The sequence below is a fragment of the Cytobacillus depressus genome, from assembly GCF_008923245.1.
Taxonomy (GTDB): Bacteria; Bacillota; Bacilli; order Bacillales; family Cytobacillaceae; genus Cytobacillus; species Cytobacillus depressus.
In genome coordinates this window covers 60,102-78,350 of record NZ_WBOS01000015.1, presented here as the reverse complement: position 1 = coordinate 78,350, position 18,249 = coordinate 60,102, and the positions used below count along the sequence as shown (strand labels likewise).

Sequence of the window (18,249 nt, the reverse complement as noted above, 5' to 3'; positions counted from 1 at the left end):
GAATGCGAAGAAGGTGTGTAAAAGATGTCAATCCACATCGTGCAAAGCAGGGATACTCTATGGGCTCTTTCACAGCTTTATCATATTCCGATCCAATCGATTCTAAATGCGAATAAAATTCCTTCTAACGGCATGATTATTCCGGGGTTAGCTCTCTATATCCCAGATCATTCACTGCCGGTACGATCAAAAATTTTATCTAACGAGGATACATTGTGGAAATTAGCTCAAAGGTATCAAACGAATCTTCAAGCGATATTAAAAGCGAATCCAAGCATCCAGCCAAATAACCTCAAAATCGGCCAAAAAATAAATATCCCCTCGCCGCTTAAGCTCTCTATGCAAACGCTTGGATTTATTATCCCATTTTCGCCGTCCGCCTTTATTCCGATCTTGAATGAGATTGCCAATCAACTTACTTATTTAGCCATCGTCTCTTATTCATTAACGAATGAAGGATATGCCTATGTAACCGTTGATGATGCACAAGTCGTGAAAGAAAGCAGAAGATTAAATGTAACACCGCTTTTAATGATTCGAAATTTCGAAAATCAGAAATTTAGCCCAGAATTAATTGGCCGCGTACTAGAAAATCCAGCCTATCGAAAAAACTTGATTAATAGTTTACTCAATTTTATAAAAAATAAAGGATATGGCGGGGTTAGTCTTGATTTTGAATTTATCCCACCGCCGAGAAGAAGCGATTTTAGTTTATTTCTACAAGAGTTGAAAAAAGCATTAGGTTCCTATCTTCTTCATGTAAATGTCCATGCTAAAACAGCTGATCTCCCGACAAACCGGATCGTTGGCGCCTATGATTATGCGGCAATTGGTAAGGCTGCAGATATTGTTGCTGTCATGACCATTGATTATGGCTATCCAACAGGGCCACCTAATCCTGTGTCACCGATTTGGTGGATGGAGGAAGTAATTAAATATTCGAACAGCTTAATAAATAATAAAAAGCTCCAAATCGCCTTGCCGTTATATGGATACGATTGGAAAGAAAGTGATCAAACAACGAGTGCATACGCTCTGCTTTATGCTCAAAGTTTAGCTATATCAAAAGGTTCCATTATTCAATATGATTTCCAAGCAGCTACTCCTTACTATTATCATTGGGATGGAGCGAAAAGACATATCACATGGTTTGATGATATTCGCAGCTTTTCGGAAAAATACAAATTAATCGACCAATATAGCCTTTTAGGTACGACTTACTGGCAATTGAGCCTATCTTTTCCACAAAATTGGCCATATTTGGCGAAAAACTTTAATATTAAATAAAAAAAGGATGCCAAAACGGCATCCTTTTACGTATTGCGGCGATTTGACTGCACGCCACATTCGTGCATTTCCAATTGGAGTGTCAATCGTCTTACGCAATTAGCTCATCGCAAAATATACTATACCATGTTTCTATTCATTTTACAATACTATAAAAGTGTTTAGCTTTACGAAAGCGAGTAAAAATATGTATAATATGTGATGCTTGATGATAAATTAGATTTAAGCAAGGAGAGATAATGAATAAATTACAACCATTATGGGAAGCAATTAGAAGGTTTTGGCGGAATAAGCATATTACGAAAATATTACTTTTACTTTTATCGACTGTCTTATTATTATCAATCTTATTTTTTGCCTTCATCGCAGCAACAGCGAATGTTGAGTCATTAAAGGAAGGGTTGAAACAATCAACAGTCATTTACGATAAGGATGGGGAAGTCGCGAGCAGATTAGCAACAAATCGCTCGGATGGCGTTGCGATTGATGAATTGCCAGACTATGTGAAAAACGCCGTCGTCGCGATCGAGGATGAACGGTTTTACAAGCATAATGGCTTTGATGCAAAAGGGATTGCCCGTGCCTTTTTCAGAAATCTTTTTGCCGGCAGAATAACTGGCGGTGGAAGTACGATTACCCAGCAGCTAACGAAAAATGCGTTGCTCTCATCTGAAAAAACATATAAGCGAAAAATAGAAGAGCTTTTTTTAGCGGTTGAAATTGAGAAAAAATACAAAAAAGATGAGATTCTGCAAATGTATTTAAACCAAGTATATTTTGGCAGTGGGGCTTGGGGTATTGATCAAGCTGCTAATAAATATTTCAATAAACACGTTCAAGAGTTAACAATAAGCGAATCCGCACTTCTTGCCGGATTACTGCAAGCTCCTTCAGCACTCGATCCATTTCGTAATTATGATCGAGCAATCGAGCGGCGCAATGTCGTTCTCGGTAAAATGAAGGAGCATGCCATGATCAGTGAAGAGGAATACAAAAAGGCGGTTTCTGAGAAGATTCAATTAAACGAAGGAAAAGGCAGCTTTATTGAGCGAAAATACCCATATTATGTAGATGCAGTTCTTGATGAAGCGATTAATCAGTACGGGTTAACTCAGGAGGAAATTTTTACACGAGGTTATCGGGTTTATACGGAAATGGACCAAAATGTGCAATCAGGGTTGGAACGGGTATATGAAACAAATTCCCTATTCCCTCGTGGACGAAATGGTGTTCTTGTCCAAAGTGGTGCCGTTCTTTTGGACCCTAAGTCAGGCGGTGTAAGAGGACTTGTCGGGGGCAGAGGAAGTTATGTTTTCCGTGGCTTTAACCGGGCCACACATATTAAAGCACAGCCAGGATCAACATTAAAGCCATTAGCTGTTTATACGCCCGCGCTTGAAGAAGGCTATACCCCAACATCCATGCTTAAGGATGAACCGATGTCCTTTAATCAATACACTCCGGAAAATGCTTCAAGAAAATTTTCTGGAGAGGTTTCCATGTATAAAGCTGTCGAGGAATCGCTCAACGTACCTGCTGTCTGGCTTCTAGATCAAATTGGTTTGGAGAAGGGCCTCGATTCCTTGAAGCGCTTTGGCATTCCACTAGAGAAAGAAGATGAATATTTAGGAATTGCTTTAGGGGGCATGCGAAAGGGAATTTCTCCATTAATATTAGCTGAAGCGTATTCTGCTTTTCCTAATGGAGGGAAAAGAAATGATGCCCATTTGATTACGAAAATTGTCGGTCCAACTGGAAACATCATTGCCGAAAGAAAGAAAGAGACTGTGAAGGTCACTTCAAAAACGACAGCCAATCAAATGACATCGATGCTTCTTAATGTTGTCGAATCGGGGACAGGGAAAGGAACAAAGATTAACGGAGTTCAGCTTGCCGGAAAAACAGGATCCACTCAGCTCCCATATAAGGATATTAACGGGACAAAGGATCAATGGTTTGTTGGGTACACCCCAAATCTCGTTGGTGCTGTCTGGCTTGGCTATGATAAAACAGACAGAGAGCATTATTTATCAAGCAGCAGCTCACAAACTGTCGTTCCATTATTTAAATCTATAATGGAGAGTTCAATCCCATATATGGAACAAGCTGATTTCTCCACAAAGTCAGTAAATGAAAAACTTGCTCAAAAGGAATTTAAAGAGGAATTAGAACAAACGATCAAAAAATCAGCCGATAAAATTAGAGAAGAACTTCCCGTTTGGAAAGAAAAATTAAACGAAGGCGTTCAAGAACTAGAACAATTCGGGCAATTTTTAAAAGAAAAATGGAGCAATATAAGAAACCAATAATACTTCAAGAACTAAGGTCTCTTAAAAAGGGGACACCTTAGTTCTTTTTTTCATCGAATCGAACAACCCTCTTCACTTCACTATCCATTCTTGGTAGAATATTGTCAAAATAGTTAGAATTGGATAAGATTATATCAAGGATGGTGATCGAATGCGACAAAGAATTCGCAGACGGGGGATGACAATTGATGATTTAAAGTTTGGTTTAACAACCATTTTTTTGCATATTTCTTTTTATGGATTAATTGTTTTCATATTAATTTTATTTATTGAGCTATTTAGTTAAAAACAAAAAACAGCCTTTTACTTTTATTTCACTATTCATTAATGGTATGATTAGAAGGATTTTTTACATAAGGAGATGATTGTATGTCTAAAAAAGGATACTTTCTAATGAAAAGCGGGGAAAAAGTAGAATTTGAACTATATCCAGAAGCAGCTCCAGGGACAGTAGAAAACTTTGAGAAACTTGCAAACGAAGGATTCTATAATGGTCTTACTTTCCACCGTGTAATTCCACGCTTCGTAAGCCAAGGAGGCTGCCCGCACGGTACAGGAACTGGTGGCCCAGGCTACACAATCAATTGTGAAACAGAAAACAACCCTCATAAACATGAAGTAGGGTCATTATCAATGGCACATGCTGGACGCAACACAGGCGGAAGCCAGTTCTTTATCGTTCATGAGCCACAGCCACACTTAAATGGGGTTCATACTGTATTCGGTAAAGTAACTTCAGGAATGGATACTGTATTAAAAATGAAAAATGGCGATGTAATGGAAAAGGTTGAAGTTACAGAAGCATAATTTTTTGGAAAGAGCCGTTAAAGGCTCTTTTTCTATTTGTCTAGCTCCACAAGGAACGCTTCGGCAGCATAATCATCGCACGAGTAAAAGCGTTAGCTTTTAGGAGGAGCGCCTACCCCCTCGAGGTCACAAGTCAATCGTCCCAGAAAGGTAAAGTACACCTTTCCAAGCCGACCGTCTTGTGCTTGTCGGGGGTGACCACTAAGGAAAGCTTCTTAGAATAGTCCTCGCAGGAACAATTTGATCTGTAATTGTTCCGAAGGCGCTTCCGCTTTTCTATTTGTTTTACTAACATGATCGAGTTGGGTTCATACTAAAGGGAAATTGTTAAAAGGAGATGAAAGCGGTGGGAGCAATCGAAAGAAATGGTTATCAATTTCAAGCTGAATATAGCGTCGTTAACCAAGATGGAGCGATTCATGTTTATAAAAGCGGAAAATTCGTTGAGGAAATCCCATTTGAGTTTACTGGTAAATTTCCTGAACATAATTTAATTGAAGAGCTCGTCAATCATTATTGCTTTGAACATGGCATTTAGGGACAGAATATTTGTCCCTATGCTGTTTTTTCGAAAAACTACTACCGTTAGCAAGAATTAAGTGATATAAAGGAGAAAAAAATAACTAGATAAATATTCCTATCAATAAATCTATGAAAAACAGGCCAAATGAAACTATTAAAATAGATTCAGAATTATTAAAATATAGACAACACCTAGAACCTGCTTCAAATTAATCTCTATCAAAAGCGGAAGCGCCTTAAGGAGGGAAAGAAATGGAGCAATATGTTCGTGTAATTCCATTTGAGTTGATGAATCTAGCAGATGTGGTAAATGAAGTTCCGAAAGGGGTAGAGCTGATTCAAGCACCGAAGATTTGGAAAGATACGAAGGGAAAAGGTGTGACAGTAGCTGTATTAGACACGGGCTGCGATATTACTCACCCTGAACTAAAAGACCGTATTATCAGCGGGAGAAATTTTACAAATGATGATAAAGGGAATCCAGATTTATTCATGGATTACAACGGTCATGGAACCCATGTAGCCGGAACGATTGCAGCAACAGAAAATAACAATGGCGTGATCGGTGTAGCTCCGGAAGCAAGCTTACTAATTGTAAAGGTGCTAAATAAAAATGGCTCTGGACAATATGACTGGATCATCAAAGGCATCCATTACGCTATTGAACAAAAAGCCGATATTATCTCCATGTCTCTTGGGGGTCCCCAAGATGTGCCGGAGCTTCATGAGGCGATCAAAAAAGCAGTAAATAATAATATTCTCGTCGTTTGTGCAGCTGGTAATGAAGGTGATGGCGATGACAGAACAGACGAATTTGCTTTTCCTGGTTCATATAATGAAGTTATTAGTGTAGGGGCTGTAGATCTAAATCGCCGTTCATCTGATTTTAGTAATTCTAACAATGAAATGGATGTAGTAGCACCTGGTGAAAAAATTCTCTCTACCTATTTGAATGGAAAATATGCCACGTTAAGCGGCACGTCCATGGCTGCCCCCCACGTCTCAGGAGCTCTAGCTTTAATAAAAAATTTATCCATTCAAGGTTTTGAACGACAGCTTTCAGAACCAGAGCTGTATGCACAATTAATTCGAAGAACCGTTCCTTTAGGGTATTCACCGAAACTTGAAGGAAATGGGCTTGTATATTTAACAGTGCCAGAGCATTTGGCAACGATTTTTGATCAAGAAAGTAAATCCTTAATCTTAAACACAATTTAAATTTCTAATTGCAAAGCTTGGTTGATTCCAAGCTTTTTTTTATTCGAAAAAATTAAATCTCTTCATTTTCTAAGCTTAGGAGAATTATGCTATCATTTAAGGAAGAATCAATTCTACAATGATGGAAGGTGTATGAAATGAAACCAATAAATGATCATCTGAAAGAAAATCTGGATTTATTATTTGTTGGCTTTAATCCAAGCATTCGCTCATCAGAAACCGGTCATCATTTTGCTAATCCAAATAATCGTTTTTGGAAAATTCTCCATGAAGCAGGTTTGACACCGAGAAAATTTGTCACAACAGAGGATTATAAACTATTAGATTTAGGATATGGGATGACGAATATTGTTGCTAGACCAACGAAAGCTGCGGATGAAATTACGAAAGAAGAATATGAAGCAGGAAGAACCGAGCTTTTAAGAAAGATAAACTTATTTAAACCGAAAATTGTCTGTTTCGTCGGAAAAGGAGTTTATCAGCAATATAGCAAGAAAAGGACCATTCTATGGGGGAAGCAAGAAGAATCGGTAGTGCCCGGAGTCATTGATTTTGTTGCTCCATCATCAAGCGGCTTAGTTCGCATGAAACTAGAAGAAATCATTGAAATTTATGCCGAACTGCCGAAGCTGCTATCTCAATCAAGGGATGAGCTTGAATAGGGCAGATTTTAATATAAGGCTCAGTTAAAAACGAGTGCCTGCAGTGCAAATCTACAGTTATGTTTAACAAAGCCTAATATAAAGGGTGAGCATCAAGTGGAAACATTTACAGAAAGAGCCTTACATATAATAAAAAATATTCCCCCTGGAAAAGTGATGACTTATGGCCAAATTGCTAAGCTTGCTGGTAGTCCAAGAGGTGCCAGGCAAGTAGTAAGGATTCTGCATTCCATGAGCAAGAAACATCATTTGCCATGGCATCGGGTCATTAACTCAAAAGGAGAAATTGGGTTAAAAGATGATGAGCATTATTCCATCCAAAGACTTTCCCTGGAGAGTGAAGGGATAGAATTTAAACTAACTGGATCAATTGATTTAAAACGTTTTTTATATGAACCAGAAATAAATAATCAATAAAGATAGAAAAAAGGATGGGAGATCATATAACCTTCCTTTTTTCCCGTGATTACTTGACTATTTCTTTCTACCTGCATATTTCTCTATCATTACAATCGTTACAAGCTTCTTTCTAGGAGGAATGCCCTGTTTTGCTAAGTCGTTAATCCTCGTTGTCACTTCGTTTATATCGTCTGCTGTGAATGGTTTCCCTTCCCTGCAATGTTGAAGTGCTTGTTCAATATAATATTCCCTTTGCTGGTCCAAAGCCATAAATTTAGTAATTCTCCGATTTTGTTTATTGACATGCTTCGTTATTTCTTTATGAACACTCATGAAATCACTCCTTATGCCAACTATCATAGCAGCTATTACGCATTGCGTTAAATGAAAAATTATTCTTTTAGGAGAATTCAATTTTATTTAAATTCATTGAAATTCTTTTGAATTTCATACTAATCTATTGAGCCGAATAGAATAAGATTGGAAATAAAAATCACTACTTTTTCCTCATACTGGAAATAGAGGGATTCACCTTTCAAAGAAGAATTGTATTAAGCATAATTGGCAGAAAGGTGTTGAGATCATTGAAAAAACCACTGAAATTAAGTCTTAGTCTTTTCTTAATCTTCATGCTTGCCTTCGTTCCGCATTTACATACAGGAGGACCGACTGTTCAGGCAACTGAAGAAGGAGGAGCACTCGTTCAACAATTAAATCAGCTCCTTAATAATGATCCAGATTTACAAGGGGCACTTGCTGGTGTAAGTGTACGATCAGCAGAGACAGGAGAGCTGCTATATGATCATATTGGAGATATTCGGTTAAAACCCGCCTCTAATATGAAACTATTTACCGCTGCAGCTGCACTGTCAACATTAGGGGAAGACTATACATTCACAACCGAACTTCTTACTGATGGTTCCGTGAATGGGAAAACATTGCAAGGAAATCTTTATTTAAAAGGGAAAGGTGATCCAACTCTTTTAAAGACTGATTTCGATCATTTCGCAAAAGTGATCAAAGATTTAGGAATCAATAACATTCACGGTAATTTAATTGCTGATGATACGTGGTATGATGACGTCCGCTATTCGATGGACTTAACTTGGAATGATGAAACTTATTATTATGGAGCACAAGTTTCTGCGCTAACAGCTTCTCCAAACGAAGACTATGATGCTGGTACGGTCATTGTCGATGTAAACCCAGGTAAAAATGCCGGACAAGAACCAGCCGTCACGTTAGAGCCAAAAACAGATTATGTCAAAATTATCAATAAAGCGAAAACTGTCGCAAAAGACGGGAAGAAGGATATTACCATTGAGCGACAGCATGGCACGAATAATATTATTATTGAAGGCACCATTCCATTAGAAGCTACGAGAGCGCGGGAATGGATGGCTGTTTGGGAACCATCGGGCTATGCACTTGATTTATTGAAGCATTCTTTACTCGAGCAAGGCATTAAAATAAAAGGAGATTTAAAGTCTGCCGCTACACCTAAAAAAGCGCAAGTATTAGATGTTCATCAATCGATGCCATTATCAGAAATGCTAATTCCTTTTATGAAATTAAGTAATAACGGCCATGCAGAAACATTAGTAAAAGAAATGGGGAAAGTAGTCAAAGGGGAAGGCAGCTGGGATAAAGGGCTTGAAGTAGTAAAAGAGGAATTAATTAAATTAGGCATTAATACTAATACACTCGTTTTACGGGATGGCTCCGGCATTTCTCATGTCAATTTAATTCCAGCAAATGAAATTTCCAAACTCTTATATGTGGTTCAAGGCAAGGAATGGTATCAAAACTATTTGACATCCTTGCCAGTAGCCGGAGCAACAGATCGAATGGTCGGGGGAACTTTGCGAAATCGAATGATCAATTCAACCGCACAAAACAAAGTCATTGCGAAAACAGGCTCCATTTCTACTGTGAGCTCCTTATCAGGGTATGTTGATACGAAGAGTGGGGATAGACTAATTTTTTCCGTCGTGTTAAATAATTTAATAAATGGTTCGAAAGGGAAAGTAATTGAAGATAAAATCGCAGTTTTTTTAGCGGAACAATAAATAAAAGGCGGCTCCGATTGGTGCCGCCTTTTCAATATTTATGCTTTAGCTGCTTGAACATCTAAAGAAATTTTTACTTTATCCCCAACAAGGACACCGCCAGTTTCAAGAGCGGAGTTCCAAGTTAAACCATATTCACTGCGTTTGATAGATCCTTCTACAGTGAAGCCAACCTTTTCATTGCCCCATGGATCCTTACCTGATCCTTCAAAAGTCACTGCAAACGTTTCTGTTTTCGTCACTCCATGGATAGATAATTCTCCTGTTACATCATATTCTCCGTCGCCCTTACTTACAATATTCGACGATTGGAAGGTCATTGATGGATGATTTTCCACATCAAAAAAGTCTGCTGAACGAAGATGGTTGTCACGATCAGCATTACGTGTATCAATACTTGAAAGGTCAACTGTAAATTGAATATTCGCAGTCGTTAAGTCTGCTGGATCAGCTTCAATCACTGCGTCAAATTGATTGAAAGTTCCTTTCACATTGGCAATCATCATATGCTTGATGGAAAAATCAACGCTGCTGTGTACTTGATCAAGTGCCCATTTCGTTTTTGTCATTGTCATTTTACATCCCCCATTTGTTTGAATTTATTTAACTCGAATTCGAGATAAATTGATTCTAAATAAATTATATGAATGATGTATCGCTTTGTCAACTGAATTTTAAAATGATTTTTCCAATTAGTGTTACAATATAAACATCTTCTTTACATAGCCAAAAAGGAGGGCCCTTAGTGTGAAGCAAATGGAATTAACTTATCGGAATGCGATAGAAAATACGAAGAATAAAATTTTAGATGATATAAACAATTATCTTGGAAGTCAGGAGAAGTTACCTGCCTTTGAGGATTATTTAGCCGATCGAACGAACTATATTCATCAGCTATGGTTAAATATATGGTTAAACAAATCAACAAATAGTATATCTAGACATGAAAAGAAGAAATTTTTACAGGAAAAAGGGTTTGAAACGGAAAATGTTGATAGAAAGCTAATAAATCAATTATTCCGCACGGAAATGCGCTCATATAAACCATTCGATGCTCTTGATTGGATACATAAAAAGTGGAATTCAGGTGAATTTGACTGGGAACATAAGTATACAGAAGCAAGGGCTGATTTTTTACAAAAACAGGAGGAAATGCAATTACAAGCTTCTATTCATAAATTCCAGGAAAAATTGATTGATCATATCGATGAAATGATCGAAAAAAACGAGAAAGCTATTTTTTTATATGCAAGACATTTTATCGGTTCTCAAATAAGCAAAGATATAAAAATCGGTACAAAATATTTGCAGAAAGATACTTTTGCTCTCGAGAGACAGCTACAATCATTAGGAAAGTTTCAAGCAAATACCTTCAAACTTGCAGCAGAATTTTTTGATGAGTTAACAGGGGATATTCATAGGACTTTTCATAGCGGACGACGCTATTTTGAGTACGAAACTTACTTTGATCGCTATATTGGTCAGCTGGCTGAATTTCTTGATAAGTTTCTTCTTGAACTGGGAAATAAAATAATAGCGAGTGTGAGTGAAATCACAATTTCACAATCCTTTGCACAATCGATTATGCAAGAAATCCTTTCCGATACGAGCGAAGATTTAGCCATTTTGTATTTAGAACAACTAAGAGACGAATATCTGTCCGATTTATTAAACGTTGCCGAGAAACCATTCTCTTTAGAAAAACATGCTGAAATATATGAAAATGATCTCGAGGATCGAAAAAGAAAAAGAGAAGAAGAGCTTGCAGAATTAAAGAGGAAAAAGGAAGAGGAGAAGCGGTTAATCACTGAAATTTTTGGGCAGGAATATGAGCCATCCGTTAATCAGAACATACATTTCACTTTGCATATTGGTGAGACCAATACAGGGAAAACACACCGTGCATTAGAAAAAATGAAGGCTTCTTCAAGTGGTTTATATTTGGCCCCTTTACGTCTCCTTGCCCTTGAAGTGTTTGATAAACTTAATGAAGAGGGAACTCTCTGCTCTTTAAAGACAGGAGAAGAAGAAAGAGTTGTCGCTGGGGCAACACATATATCGTGTACGGTTGAAATGTTTCATGAAAAGGAGAGCTTCGACTGCATTGTCATTGATGAAGCACAAATGATTACCGATAAGGACCGTGGCTTTTCCTGGTACAAAGCCATTACGAAGGCAAATGCGAATGAAGTGCATATTATTGGCAGCCGTAATGTAAAGGATATTCTCCTGGAGTTGCTTGGCGAAGCAAATGTCGAAATGATTGAGTATCACCGGGACGTCCCATTAGAAGTTGAAAAGCGAGAGTTTAAATTTAACCGTGTTGATAAAGGTGATGCTCTCATTTGTTTTTCCCGAAAAAAAGTGCTTGAAACAGCCTCGAGACTTGAAAACGCAGGACATAAAGTGAGCATGATTTATGGCAGTATGCCACCTGAAACACGAAAAAAACAAGTTCAGCGGTTTAATAATGGAGAAACAGCGATGATCGTTTCCACCGATGCTATTGGAATGGGGCTAAATCTTCCTATCAGGCGAGTCGTATTCCTCGAAAATGAGAAGTTTGACGGGCAAAGAAGGCGTTTATTAACATCCCAAGAAGTGAAGCAAATAGCTGGCAGAGCAGGTAGAAAAGGCATTTACAATACTGGAAAAGTCGCATTTGTCTCGAATATTAAAAAGATGTGGGACCTGCTAATTAGTGAGGATGAACCTATACAAACCTTTTCCGTTGCACCAACAAATGTCGTTTTCGAGCGCTTTCAGAAATATTATCGGGATCTCGGCACATTTTTCGACTTATGGGAGAAGTTCGAAAGCCCAAAGGGGACAAAGAAGGCTTCTTTACTAGAAGAAAAAGAGCTTTATGAAAAAATCCGCGGAACGAAAATTGAAGCAAAAATTGGCATTATGGACTTGTATGGCTTTCTTCACTTGCCATTTTCTAAAAAAGAACCGGAGTTAATTGGGCAATGGGAGCAAACGATGTTTGCGATTGTGGAAGGGGAGGATTTACCCGAACCTCGCATGAAGAACCGCAATTTAGAAGATTTAGAATTGACATATAAGGCAATCGGTCTACATCTTTTGTTTTTATACCGACTTGATCAAAGGACAGAGGCAATTTATTGGGAACGGCTTCGTGAGCAAATTAGTGACAAAGTCCATGATCGCTTAAGAACGGATGTGAAAAACATGGCCAAAAAATGCCGCAGATGTGGAAGAAATCTCCCATGGGAGCACCAGTTTCAAATTTGCGACCAGTGCCATGAAAGAAAATATCGCAGAAATTATTTTATATAATTGGAATGGGGCTATCCATAAGTTTCTCCTGACTTACTGGATAGCTTTTTTTATCTTAAAAAAATGTCCCTCCTAAACTCCATGAACGCATTATTGATCAAACTAAATGTTAAAGTAAGCATTTCCACTTACTAGAAAAAATAACCTTAGCTAAAATGGAATAATTAATATTTTCGGATGCAAAATAACTTTGAATTTGATTAAGGGAGGAATATGAATGCAAAATCAACAGCATCAAGGTCAAATGCATCCAAATATGCATACCGGAATGGTTAATCAGCAAATGAATCATGGGGGACACGAGGTTTTTGATGTTCACGAAGTATTATCAGGCACAATTGGGGTTTTAAACCAATATACGTTATTACGTCCTCATGTAAAGGATCAGGAGTTAATGAACATTCTTGATCGCCAACATCAATTTATTACGCAAGAATACAATACAACCGTTGATTGCTTTAAAACAGGAAAAGACCCAGCAGTACCCACACAAACTTATAATATGACTCAAGGAAATGATTTTGTTTATGGGATGAAGCCATCCCAGCCGAAAAAGCCATTAACTGCGGCTTCTGAATTATCAGACGAATGTATTTCAGGATTATTACTTGGTGCCCATAAAACGATGGCAGGGTCGAAATCAATGGCTGCATGTGAAGTAACGAATCCGGTTGTTCGCCGTGTCCTTGCAGATTCTATACCAAATTGCATAGAAATGGCGTATGAGCTGTCCATTTACCAAAACAAACATCAGTACTATCAAGTGCCACAGCTAGCTCAACAAGATATGCAGCAGCTATTAAACGCTTATGCTCCAGCACAAATGAATACAATGCCGAATAATAATACAACACATTAATATTAATTCAAAGGTGATTCTGATAAATAGAATCACCTTTTTTGTTACAAAAATTATTATTTCAAAATAAAACCGCTTTCATTTTCAAACAATTCAAAAAATCTATTTACAATGTTTAGGAAGTGGTATTTAATAGTATATATGTTTTAATTATTCAGATTATAGGGGGAAGTAAGAAATGAGTAAATTATTAAAAAAACCATTTCTAGCCATTACTGTATTCATGCTAGCATTATTAACAGCATGTAGCGGTAAAAGCTCAGAAACAACAGGAGAAAGCAATACTCCTAAAGAGGGAGATGTAATTAACGCAAAAATAGGCGTAATCTCCTATATGACTGGTCCTGGTGCAGCATATGGCGAGGCCATTACAAACGGATTTAATTTAGCACAAAAGGAAATTAATGAAAAAGGCGAAGTACATATCGATCTTGTGATAGAAGACTCAGCAGGTAAACAGGAGCAAGCATTATCAGCTGCACAAAAGTTGATGAGTGATGACAGCATCGTTGCACTTTTAGGACCAACTTTAAGTACAGAAATGAATGTTGTAGGCCCAGAGGCTGATTTAAATGGGATTCCAATTATGGGTACATCAACAACTGCAGAAGGAATTCCGCAAATTGGCGAGTATGTATTTAGAAACTCCATTCCTGAAGCTCTAGCAATTCCTGCTGCTGTTAAAAAAGCAGTTGATAAATACGATGTTAAAAAAGTTGCGATTCTTTACGGAAACGATGACGTATTTACAAAATCCGGCTTCGATACGATGAAAAAAGTGGCTGAAGATATGGGTCTTGAAATTACGACAATTGAAACATTCCAAAAAGGACAAGCTGACTATAACGCACAATTAACAAAAATCAAAGGTCAAAATCCTGACTTAATCTTAGCATCAGCTCTTTATAATGAAGGTGCTGTCATCATGGACCAAGCGCGAAAATTGGGCATTAACGTACCATTCGTTGGCGGAAATGGCTTTAACTCACCGCAGGTTATTGAGATTGCAGGCGATGCAGCTAATGGATTAATCGTTGCCACACCATGGTTTGGAGAAAAAGAAGATCCGAAAGTTCAAGAATTTAATTCAAAGTATGAATCTGAATATAAAAAGAAGCCTGACCAATTTGCCGCTCAAGCATATGATGCTCTTTATCTTTATGCAGAAGCACTTAAAAACGCAGGTGAAGCAGATCGCGATAAAGTAAAAGATGCCCTTCTTGAAATAAAAGACCTTGAAGGAATTCTTGGTAAGTTCTCATTTGACAAAGATGGAGACGTAGTAATGGATCCAACTGTTCTTGTTATTGAGGGAGGGAAATTCGAAATATTTGAATAAAATTGGATTAGTGGGTGAGATTTTTGCTATTAGAGCAGCTTATTAACGGAATTACACTAGGAAGCATCTATGCCATCGTCGCCTTGGGATTTACACTAGTCTTCGGTGTACTAGGAATTATCAATATGGCGCACGGCGAAATCTTTATGTTTGGTGCTTTTATCGGAGTAATCGTAACAAGTACATTAGGCTTGCCGCTGTGGGTGGCATTCCTAGCAGCAATTATTGTCACGGTTATTTTAGGATATATGCTCGAGCGGTTTGCTCTACGTCCATTAAGGGGAAAGCAAGGTGTTTCACACCTTGCTCCCTTAATTAGTACGATTGGCGCATCCATTTTGCTTGAAAATCTTTCCCATCACCTTTTCGGAGCTGGGAATCATCCTTTCAAAAATGCATTTGCGGAAATTAATTTTCAAATCGGATCGATAACAATCTATCTTGTTCAAATCTTAATTTTTGTCATTTCAGTTATTTTGATGATGGTGCTCTCATATTGGCTTTTAAAAACAAAAGCTGGAAAAGCTCTGAGAGCAACAGCGGAAAATATTGAAACAGCAAGTATTCTTGGTGTAAACACAAAAAGAATTATTATTTTAACGGTTGTTATCGCTTCTGCTATGGGCGGAATTGCAGGGATTCTAGTTGGAATGGCCTTTAACTCTGTCAACCCGCAAATGGGATTATCAATGGGACTAAAAGGTCTTGCGATTATTATTTTAGGCGGAATGGGTAATGTGAAGGGTGCCATGGCTGGCGGATTAATCCTCGGACTATCGGAAACTCTGATTGTCGCATATGGTGATTCCGGCTATCGCGACGCCATCGCATTTATTACAATCATCGTAATTTTACTATTAAGGCCACAAGGTTTATTCGGCCAGAAGACAACAGCAGCGGGTAGGTGACAATATGCTTGGAGAAATTATCAATCCTTATTACTTACAAGTCGGTTCATTTATATTAATTAATATTATTCTCGGGCTAAGCATATATGTGACCCTATCCTCTGGACAGCTTTCCCTCGGTAATGCGGGCTTCATGGGAATTGGTGCATACACCTCTGCATTATTGACCATCAATTTTGACGTTCCAATTATTATTGGAATTATTGCCGGAGCATTTGTTGCCGGGATATTCGGTCTAATCGTAGGAATTCCGTCACTTCGGCTTTCAGGAGTTTATTTAGCCATCGCAACGCTTGGTTTTGGAGAGGTAATCCGCGTATTTTTTGTTAACTGGGAATCAGTTACAAAGGGAGCGGTTGGAATCTCGGGCATCCCACAAATGGGTAGAGAAATATTTAGACTGTTAAAGGATGTCGGTTTTGATCCAGCTGTCATTGGACTTAAAGCTAATCAGTTTGTATTTTTAATTGTTTTTGTTATTTTGCTGCTTATTTGCATTCTAATCGTTTGGTTTATTATTAGACAAAACCATTCACGAATCGGACGAGCATTTGCTTCGATTAAAATGGATGAAAAAGCGGCAGAGTCAATGGGAATTAATATTACTTATTATAAAGTGCTGGCATTTTTTCAAGGGGCGGTTATCTCTGGCTTTGCAGGTGCATTATTTGCCCATGTGATGGCTTATATAAGTCCAGCAGACTTTTCATATCATCGTGCAGTAGAAATTCTTATTTTTGCTGTATTTGGTGGTAGTGAAGTCATTGTTGGAGCTATATTTGGCGCAACCTTTATGACCTTAATGCCAGAAATGCTTAGATTTATTAGTGAATATCGTTACATGATTTACGGACTTATCTTAATATTAATGATGGCTTTTCGTCCGCAAGGAATTATTGATATTCAGTTAATAAATTGGTTTCAAAAGCTAAAACTGCCAAAAAGGGGGGTTGAACATGGTTCTAGAAATCAAAAACATCTCTAAAAATTTTGGGGGTATTTCAGCATTAACGAATGTAACCTTCAGTGTAGGAGAAGGAGAGATTTTTGGTTTAATTGGCCCAAATGGAGCCGGAAAAACAACTATGTTTAATATGATTACTAATCTTTTTTCCCCAACATCTGGGGAAATCACCTTTGCTGATGAGACCGTTACTGGAGTAAAGCCTCATTTAATTACTGAAAAAGGGATATGTCGGACCTTCCAAAACATCCGACTTTTCCCGCAAATGACTTCGCTTGAAAATGTCATGGTAGGTGGGCATTGCCGAATTAAGTCAGGAGTATTTAGCAGTGTGATTCGAACGAAAGCACAGCGTAATGAGGAAGGCAGACTGCGGGAAACAGCGAAAGAATTGCTTGAACTCGTTGGTTTATCGGACGAAATCAAGACAGCAGCAGAAAATTTAGCCTATGGCCAGCAAAGAAGACTTGAGATTGCTAGAGCGCTAGCGAGCAACCCAAAGCTATTGCTGCTTGATGAGCCCGCGGCGGGAATGAATGAAACAGAAACGGCCAGCTTGTTTGATTTAATTAAAAAAATTCAAGCAAGGGGTATCACTATTCTTATTATTGAGCATGATATGCCACTTGTAATGAAGCTTTGTGATCGAATTATGGTATTAAATTTTGGTAAAAAGCTCGCTGAAGGAACTCCATTAGAAATTCAAAATAACCAAGCGGTTATCGAAGCCTACCTCGGATCGGAGGAGGATGAAGAAAGTGCTTAAAATTAAAAATATCGAAACCTTTTACGGTAAAATTCAGGCATTAAAAGGAATTAATCTTAATGTCGAACAGGGAAAGATTGTTACTCTTCTCGGGGCCAATGGTGCCGGAAAAACTACGACTATGAAAACAATTGCCGGTCTATTGAAACCGCAATCTGGAAAGATAGAGTTTTTAGGTGAAGATGTGACAGGCTTAAGACCTGATCAGCTGTTAAAAAAAGGGATTTCACTCGTTCCCGAGGGAAGAGCGATTCTTGGAAGTATGAGCGTTATAGAAAACCTTGAAATGGGTGCATATCAAAGGAAAGATAATGAAATCGGCAAGGATATCGAAAATGTGATGAATCATTTTCCGATATTACGCGAGAGAAAAGATCAGCTCGGTGGAACTCTTTCCGGTGGGCAACAGCAGATGCTTGCGATTGCTAGAGCATTGCTTTCACGCCCAAAACTCCTTTTACTAGACGAACCATCAATGGGACTTGCTCCGTTAATCGTCGCAGATATTTTTAAGATTATTAAAGAAATCAAGAATGATGGAACAACTGTTCTTCTTGTTGAGCAAAATGCGAAACAGGCATTAAAAATTGCTGATTACGGCTATGTAATGGAAACCGGCAAAATTATTATAAGCGGCAAAGCCTCTGATCTATTAGAAGATCCTCGGGTTGTTGAAGCATACCTCGGTAAGAAAACAAGTTAATCATTTATTTTGACCCCGATATGAATCGGGGTCTTTTATTTGTCCAAAAGGACACCCCCTTTTAACATCTTTTCTTAAATCATTTCATAAATTTAATACTGGCTATATGATAAGCGCAACTTTTCCGTATCTTG

The 18,249-nt window shown here is 38.0% G+C and carries 18 protein-coding genes; 16 read left to right on the top strand and 2 right to left on the bottom strand.

Annotated elements, in window-relative coordinates; translation table 11 throughout:
• The first annotated feature begins 24 nt into the window (after positions 1 to 24).
• From F7731_RS20670 to F7731_RS20640, 8 genes are all read left to right on the top strand, one after another.
• Positions 25 to 1,287, top strand: coding sequence for a glycosyl hydrolase family 18 protein (locus tag F7731_RS20670; protein ID WP_151536695.1), 1,263 nt, complete (start codon positions 25 to 27; stop codon positions 1,285 to 1,287).
• 239 nt (positions 1,288 to 1,526) lie between these two features.
• The gene (locus F7731_RS20665; protein WP_151536694.1) at positions 1,527 to 3,596 is read left to right on the top strand and encodes a transglycosylase domain-containing protein; all 2,070 of its coding nucleotides are present in this window, start codon (positions 1,527 to 1,529) and stop codon (positions 3,594 to 3,596) included.
• Positions 3,597 to 3,747: 151 nt separating this feature from the next.
• Positions 3,748 to 3,882, top strand: coding sequence for a hypothetical protein (locus F7731_RS27115; protein WP_281352582.1), 135 nt, complete (start codon positions 3,748 to 3,750; stop codon positions 3,880 to 3,882).
• A gap of 83 nt (positions 3,883 to 3,965) precedes the next feature.
• Positions 3,966 to 4,403: a peptidylprolyl isomerase gene (locus tag F7731_RS20660; protein WP_151536693.1), complete on the top strand. Its 438-nt coding sequence runs from the start codon at positions 3,966 to 3,968 to the stop codon at positions 4,401 to 4,403.
• A gap of 346 nt (positions 4,404 to 4,749) precedes the next feature.
• Positions 4,750 to 4,941 (top strand): YbxH family protein, encoded by a 192-nt coding sequence (locus F7731_RS20655; RefSeq protein WP_151536692.1) that lies wholly within the window; start codon positions 4,750 to 4,752, stop codon positions 4,939 to 4,941.
• 236 nt (positions 4,942 to 5,177) lie between these two features.
• A complete protein-coding gene (locus tag F7731_RS20650) occupies positions 5,178 to 6,143 on the top strand; it encodes a S8 family peptidase (protein WP_151536691.1) in 966 nt (321 codons plus the stop codon).
• A 137-nt stretch (positions 6,144 to 6,280) separates the two neighbouring features.
• Positions 6,281 to 6,805 carry a G/U mismatch-specific DNA glycosylase gene (gene mug, locus F7731_RS20645; RefSeq protein ID WP_151536690.1) on the top strand — a complete coding sequence of 175 codons (525 nt, stop codon included), beginning with the start codon at positions 6,281 to 6,283 and terminating at the stop codon, positions 6,803 to 6,805.
• A gap of 96 nt (positions 6,806 to 6,901) precedes the next feature.
• The gene (locus tag F7731_RS20640; RefSeq protein WP_151536689.1) at positions 6,902 to 7,222 is read left to right on the top strand and encodes an MGMT family protein; all 321 of its coding nucleotides are present in this window, start codon (positions 6,902 to 6,904) and stop codon (positions 7,220 to 7,222) included.
• A gap of 57 nt (positions 7,223 to 7,279) precedes the next feature.
• Here the strand turns inward: F7731_RS20640 and F7731_RS20635 are convergent, their stop codons facing one another.
• Positions 7,280 to 7,537 carry a DUF2533 family protein gene (locus F7731_RS20635; RefSeq protein ID WP_151536688.1) on the bottom strand — a complete coding sequence of 86 codons (258 nt, stop codon included), beginning with the start codon at positions 7,535 to 7,537 and terminating at the stop codon, positions 7,280 to 7,282.
• Between the two features lie 251 nt (positions 7,538 to 7,788).
• Between F7731_RS20635 and dacB the strand changes: the two genes are divergently transcribed.
• Entirely contained in the window at positions 7,789 to 9,273 is a 1,485-nt protein-coding gene (dacB, locus tag F7731_RS20630; RefSeq protein ID WP_151536687.1) for a D-alanyl-D-alanine carboxypeptidase/D-alanyl-D-alanine endopeptidase, read from the top strand.
• Between the two features lie 38 nt (positions 9,274 to 9,311).
• Here dacB and F7731_RS20625 read toward each other — a convergent pair whose 3' ends face one another.
• Positions 9,312 to 9,842: a YceI family protein gene (locus F7731_RS20625; protein ID WP_151536734.1), complete on the bottom strand. Its 531-nt coding sequence runs from the start codon at positions 9,840 to 9,842 to the stop codon at positions 9,312 to 9,314.
• A gap of 187 nt (positions 9,843 to 10,029) precedes the next feature.
• Here F7731_RS20625 and F7731_RS20620 point away from each other — a divergent pair, with 187 nt between their 5' ends.
• The 7 genes from F7731_RS20620 (at position 10,030) to F7731_RS20590 (ending at position 18,115) form a co-directional block, all read left to right on the top strand.
• Positions 10,030 to 12,576, top strand: coding sequence for a DEAD/DEAH box helicase (locus F7731_RS20620; protein WP_246197359.1), 2,547 nt, complete (start codon positions 10,030 to 10,032; stop codon positions 12,574 to 12,576).
• 217 nt (positions 12,577 to 12,793) lie between these two features.
• Positions 12,794 to 13,435, top strand: coding sequence for a spore coat protein (locus F7731_RS20615; RefSeq protein WP_151536685.1), 642 nt, complete (start codon positions 12,794 to 12,796; stop codon positions 13,433 to 13,435).
• A gap of 178 nt (positions 13,436 to 13,613) precedes the next feature.
• Positions 13,614 to 14,774: an ABC transporter substrate-binding protein gene (locus F7731_RS20610; protein ID WP_151536684.1), complete on the top strand. Its 1,161-nt coding sequence runs from the start codon at positions 13,614 to 13,616 to the stop codon at positions 14,772 to 14,774.
• Between the two features lie 23 nt (positions 14,775 to 14,797).
• Complete coding sequence (locus F7731_RS20605) at positions 14,798 to 15,682, top strand: branched-chain amino acid ABC transporter permease (protein ID WP_151536683.1); 885 nt, start codon at positions 14,798 to 14,800, stop codon at positions 15,680 to 15,682.
• A 4-nt stretch (positions 15,683 to 15,686) separates the two neighbouring features.
• Positions 15,687 to 16,667, top strand: coding sequence for a branched-chain amino acid ABC transporter permease (locus F7731_RS20600; RefSeq protein ID WP_151536682.1), 981 nt, complete (start codon positions 15,687 to 15,689; stop codon positions 16,665 to 16,667).
• Positions 16,639 to 17,412, top strand: coding sequence for an ABC transporter ATP-binding protein (locus tag F7731_RS20595; protein WP_151536681.1), 774 nt, complete (start codon positions 16,639 to 16,641; stop codon positions 17,410 to 17,412). The genes F7731_RS20600 and F7731_RS20595 overlap by 29 nt, the downstream gene beginning before the upstream one ends.
• Complete coding sequence (locus F7731_RS20590) at positions 17,405 to 18,115, top strand: ABC transporter ATP-binding protein (protein WP_151536680.1); 711 nt, start codon at positions 17,405 to 17,407, stop codon at positions 18,113 to 18,115. The genes F7731_RS20595 and F7731_RS20590 overlap by 8 nt, the downstream gene beginning before the upstream one ends.
• Positions 18,116 to 18,249 lie beyond the last annotated feature (134 nt).

Excerpts from the sequence above, each read along its gene's own strand:
- F7731_RS20665 (WP_151536694.1), top strand. The coding sequence starts at position 1,527 with ATGAATAAATTACAACCATTATGGGAAGCAATTAGAAGGTTTTGGCGG.
- F7731_RS20620 (WP_246197359.1), top strand. The coding sequence starts at position 10,030 with ATGGAATTAACTTATCGGAATGCGATAGAAAATACGAAGAATAAAATT.
- F7731_RS20600 (WP_151536682.1), top strand. The coding sequence starts at position 15,687 with ATGCTTGGAGAAATTATCAATCCTTATTACTTACAAGTCGGTTCATTT.
- mug (WP_151536690.1), top strand. The coding sequence starts at position 6,281 with ATGAAACCAATAAATGATCATCTGAAAGAAAATCTGGATTTATTATTT.
- F7731_RS20650 (WP_151536691.1), top strand. The coding sequence starts at position 5,178 with ATGGAGCAATATGTTCGTGTAATTCCATTTGAGTTGATGAATCTAGCA.
- F7731_RS20635 (WP_151536688.1), bottom strand. The coding sequence starts at position 7,537 with ATGAGTGTTCATAAAGAAATAACGAAGCATGTCAATAAACAAAATCGG.
- F7731_RS20660 (WP_151536693.1), top strand. The coding sequence starts at position 3,966 with ATGTCTAAAAAAGGATACTTTCTAATGAAAAGCGGGGAAAAAGTAGAA.
- F7731_RS20595 (WP_151536681.1), top strand. The coding sequence starts at position 16,639 with ATGGTTCTAGAAATCAAAAACATCTCTAAAAATTTTGGGGGTATTTCA.
- F7731_RS20625 (WP_151536734.1), bottom strand. The coding sequence starts at position 9,842 with ATGACAAAAACGAAATGGGCACTTGATCAAGTACACAGCAGCGTTGAT.
- F7731_RS20615 (WP_151536685.1), top strand. The coding sequence starts at position 12,794 with ATGCAAAATCAACAGCATCAAGGTCAAATGCATCCAAATATGCATACC.
- F7731_RS27115 (WP_281352582.1), top strand. The coding sequence starts at position 3,748 with ATGCGACAAAGAATTCGCAGACGGGGGATGACAATTGATGATTTAAAG.
- F7731_RS20610 (WP_151536684.1), top strand. The coding sequence starts at position 13,614 with ATGAGTAAATTATTAAAAAAACCATTTCTAGCCATTACTGTATTCATG.
- F7731_RS20670 (WP_151536695.1), top strand. The coding sequence starts at position 25 with ATGTCAATCCACATCGTGCAAAGCAGGGATACTCTATGGGCTCTTTCA.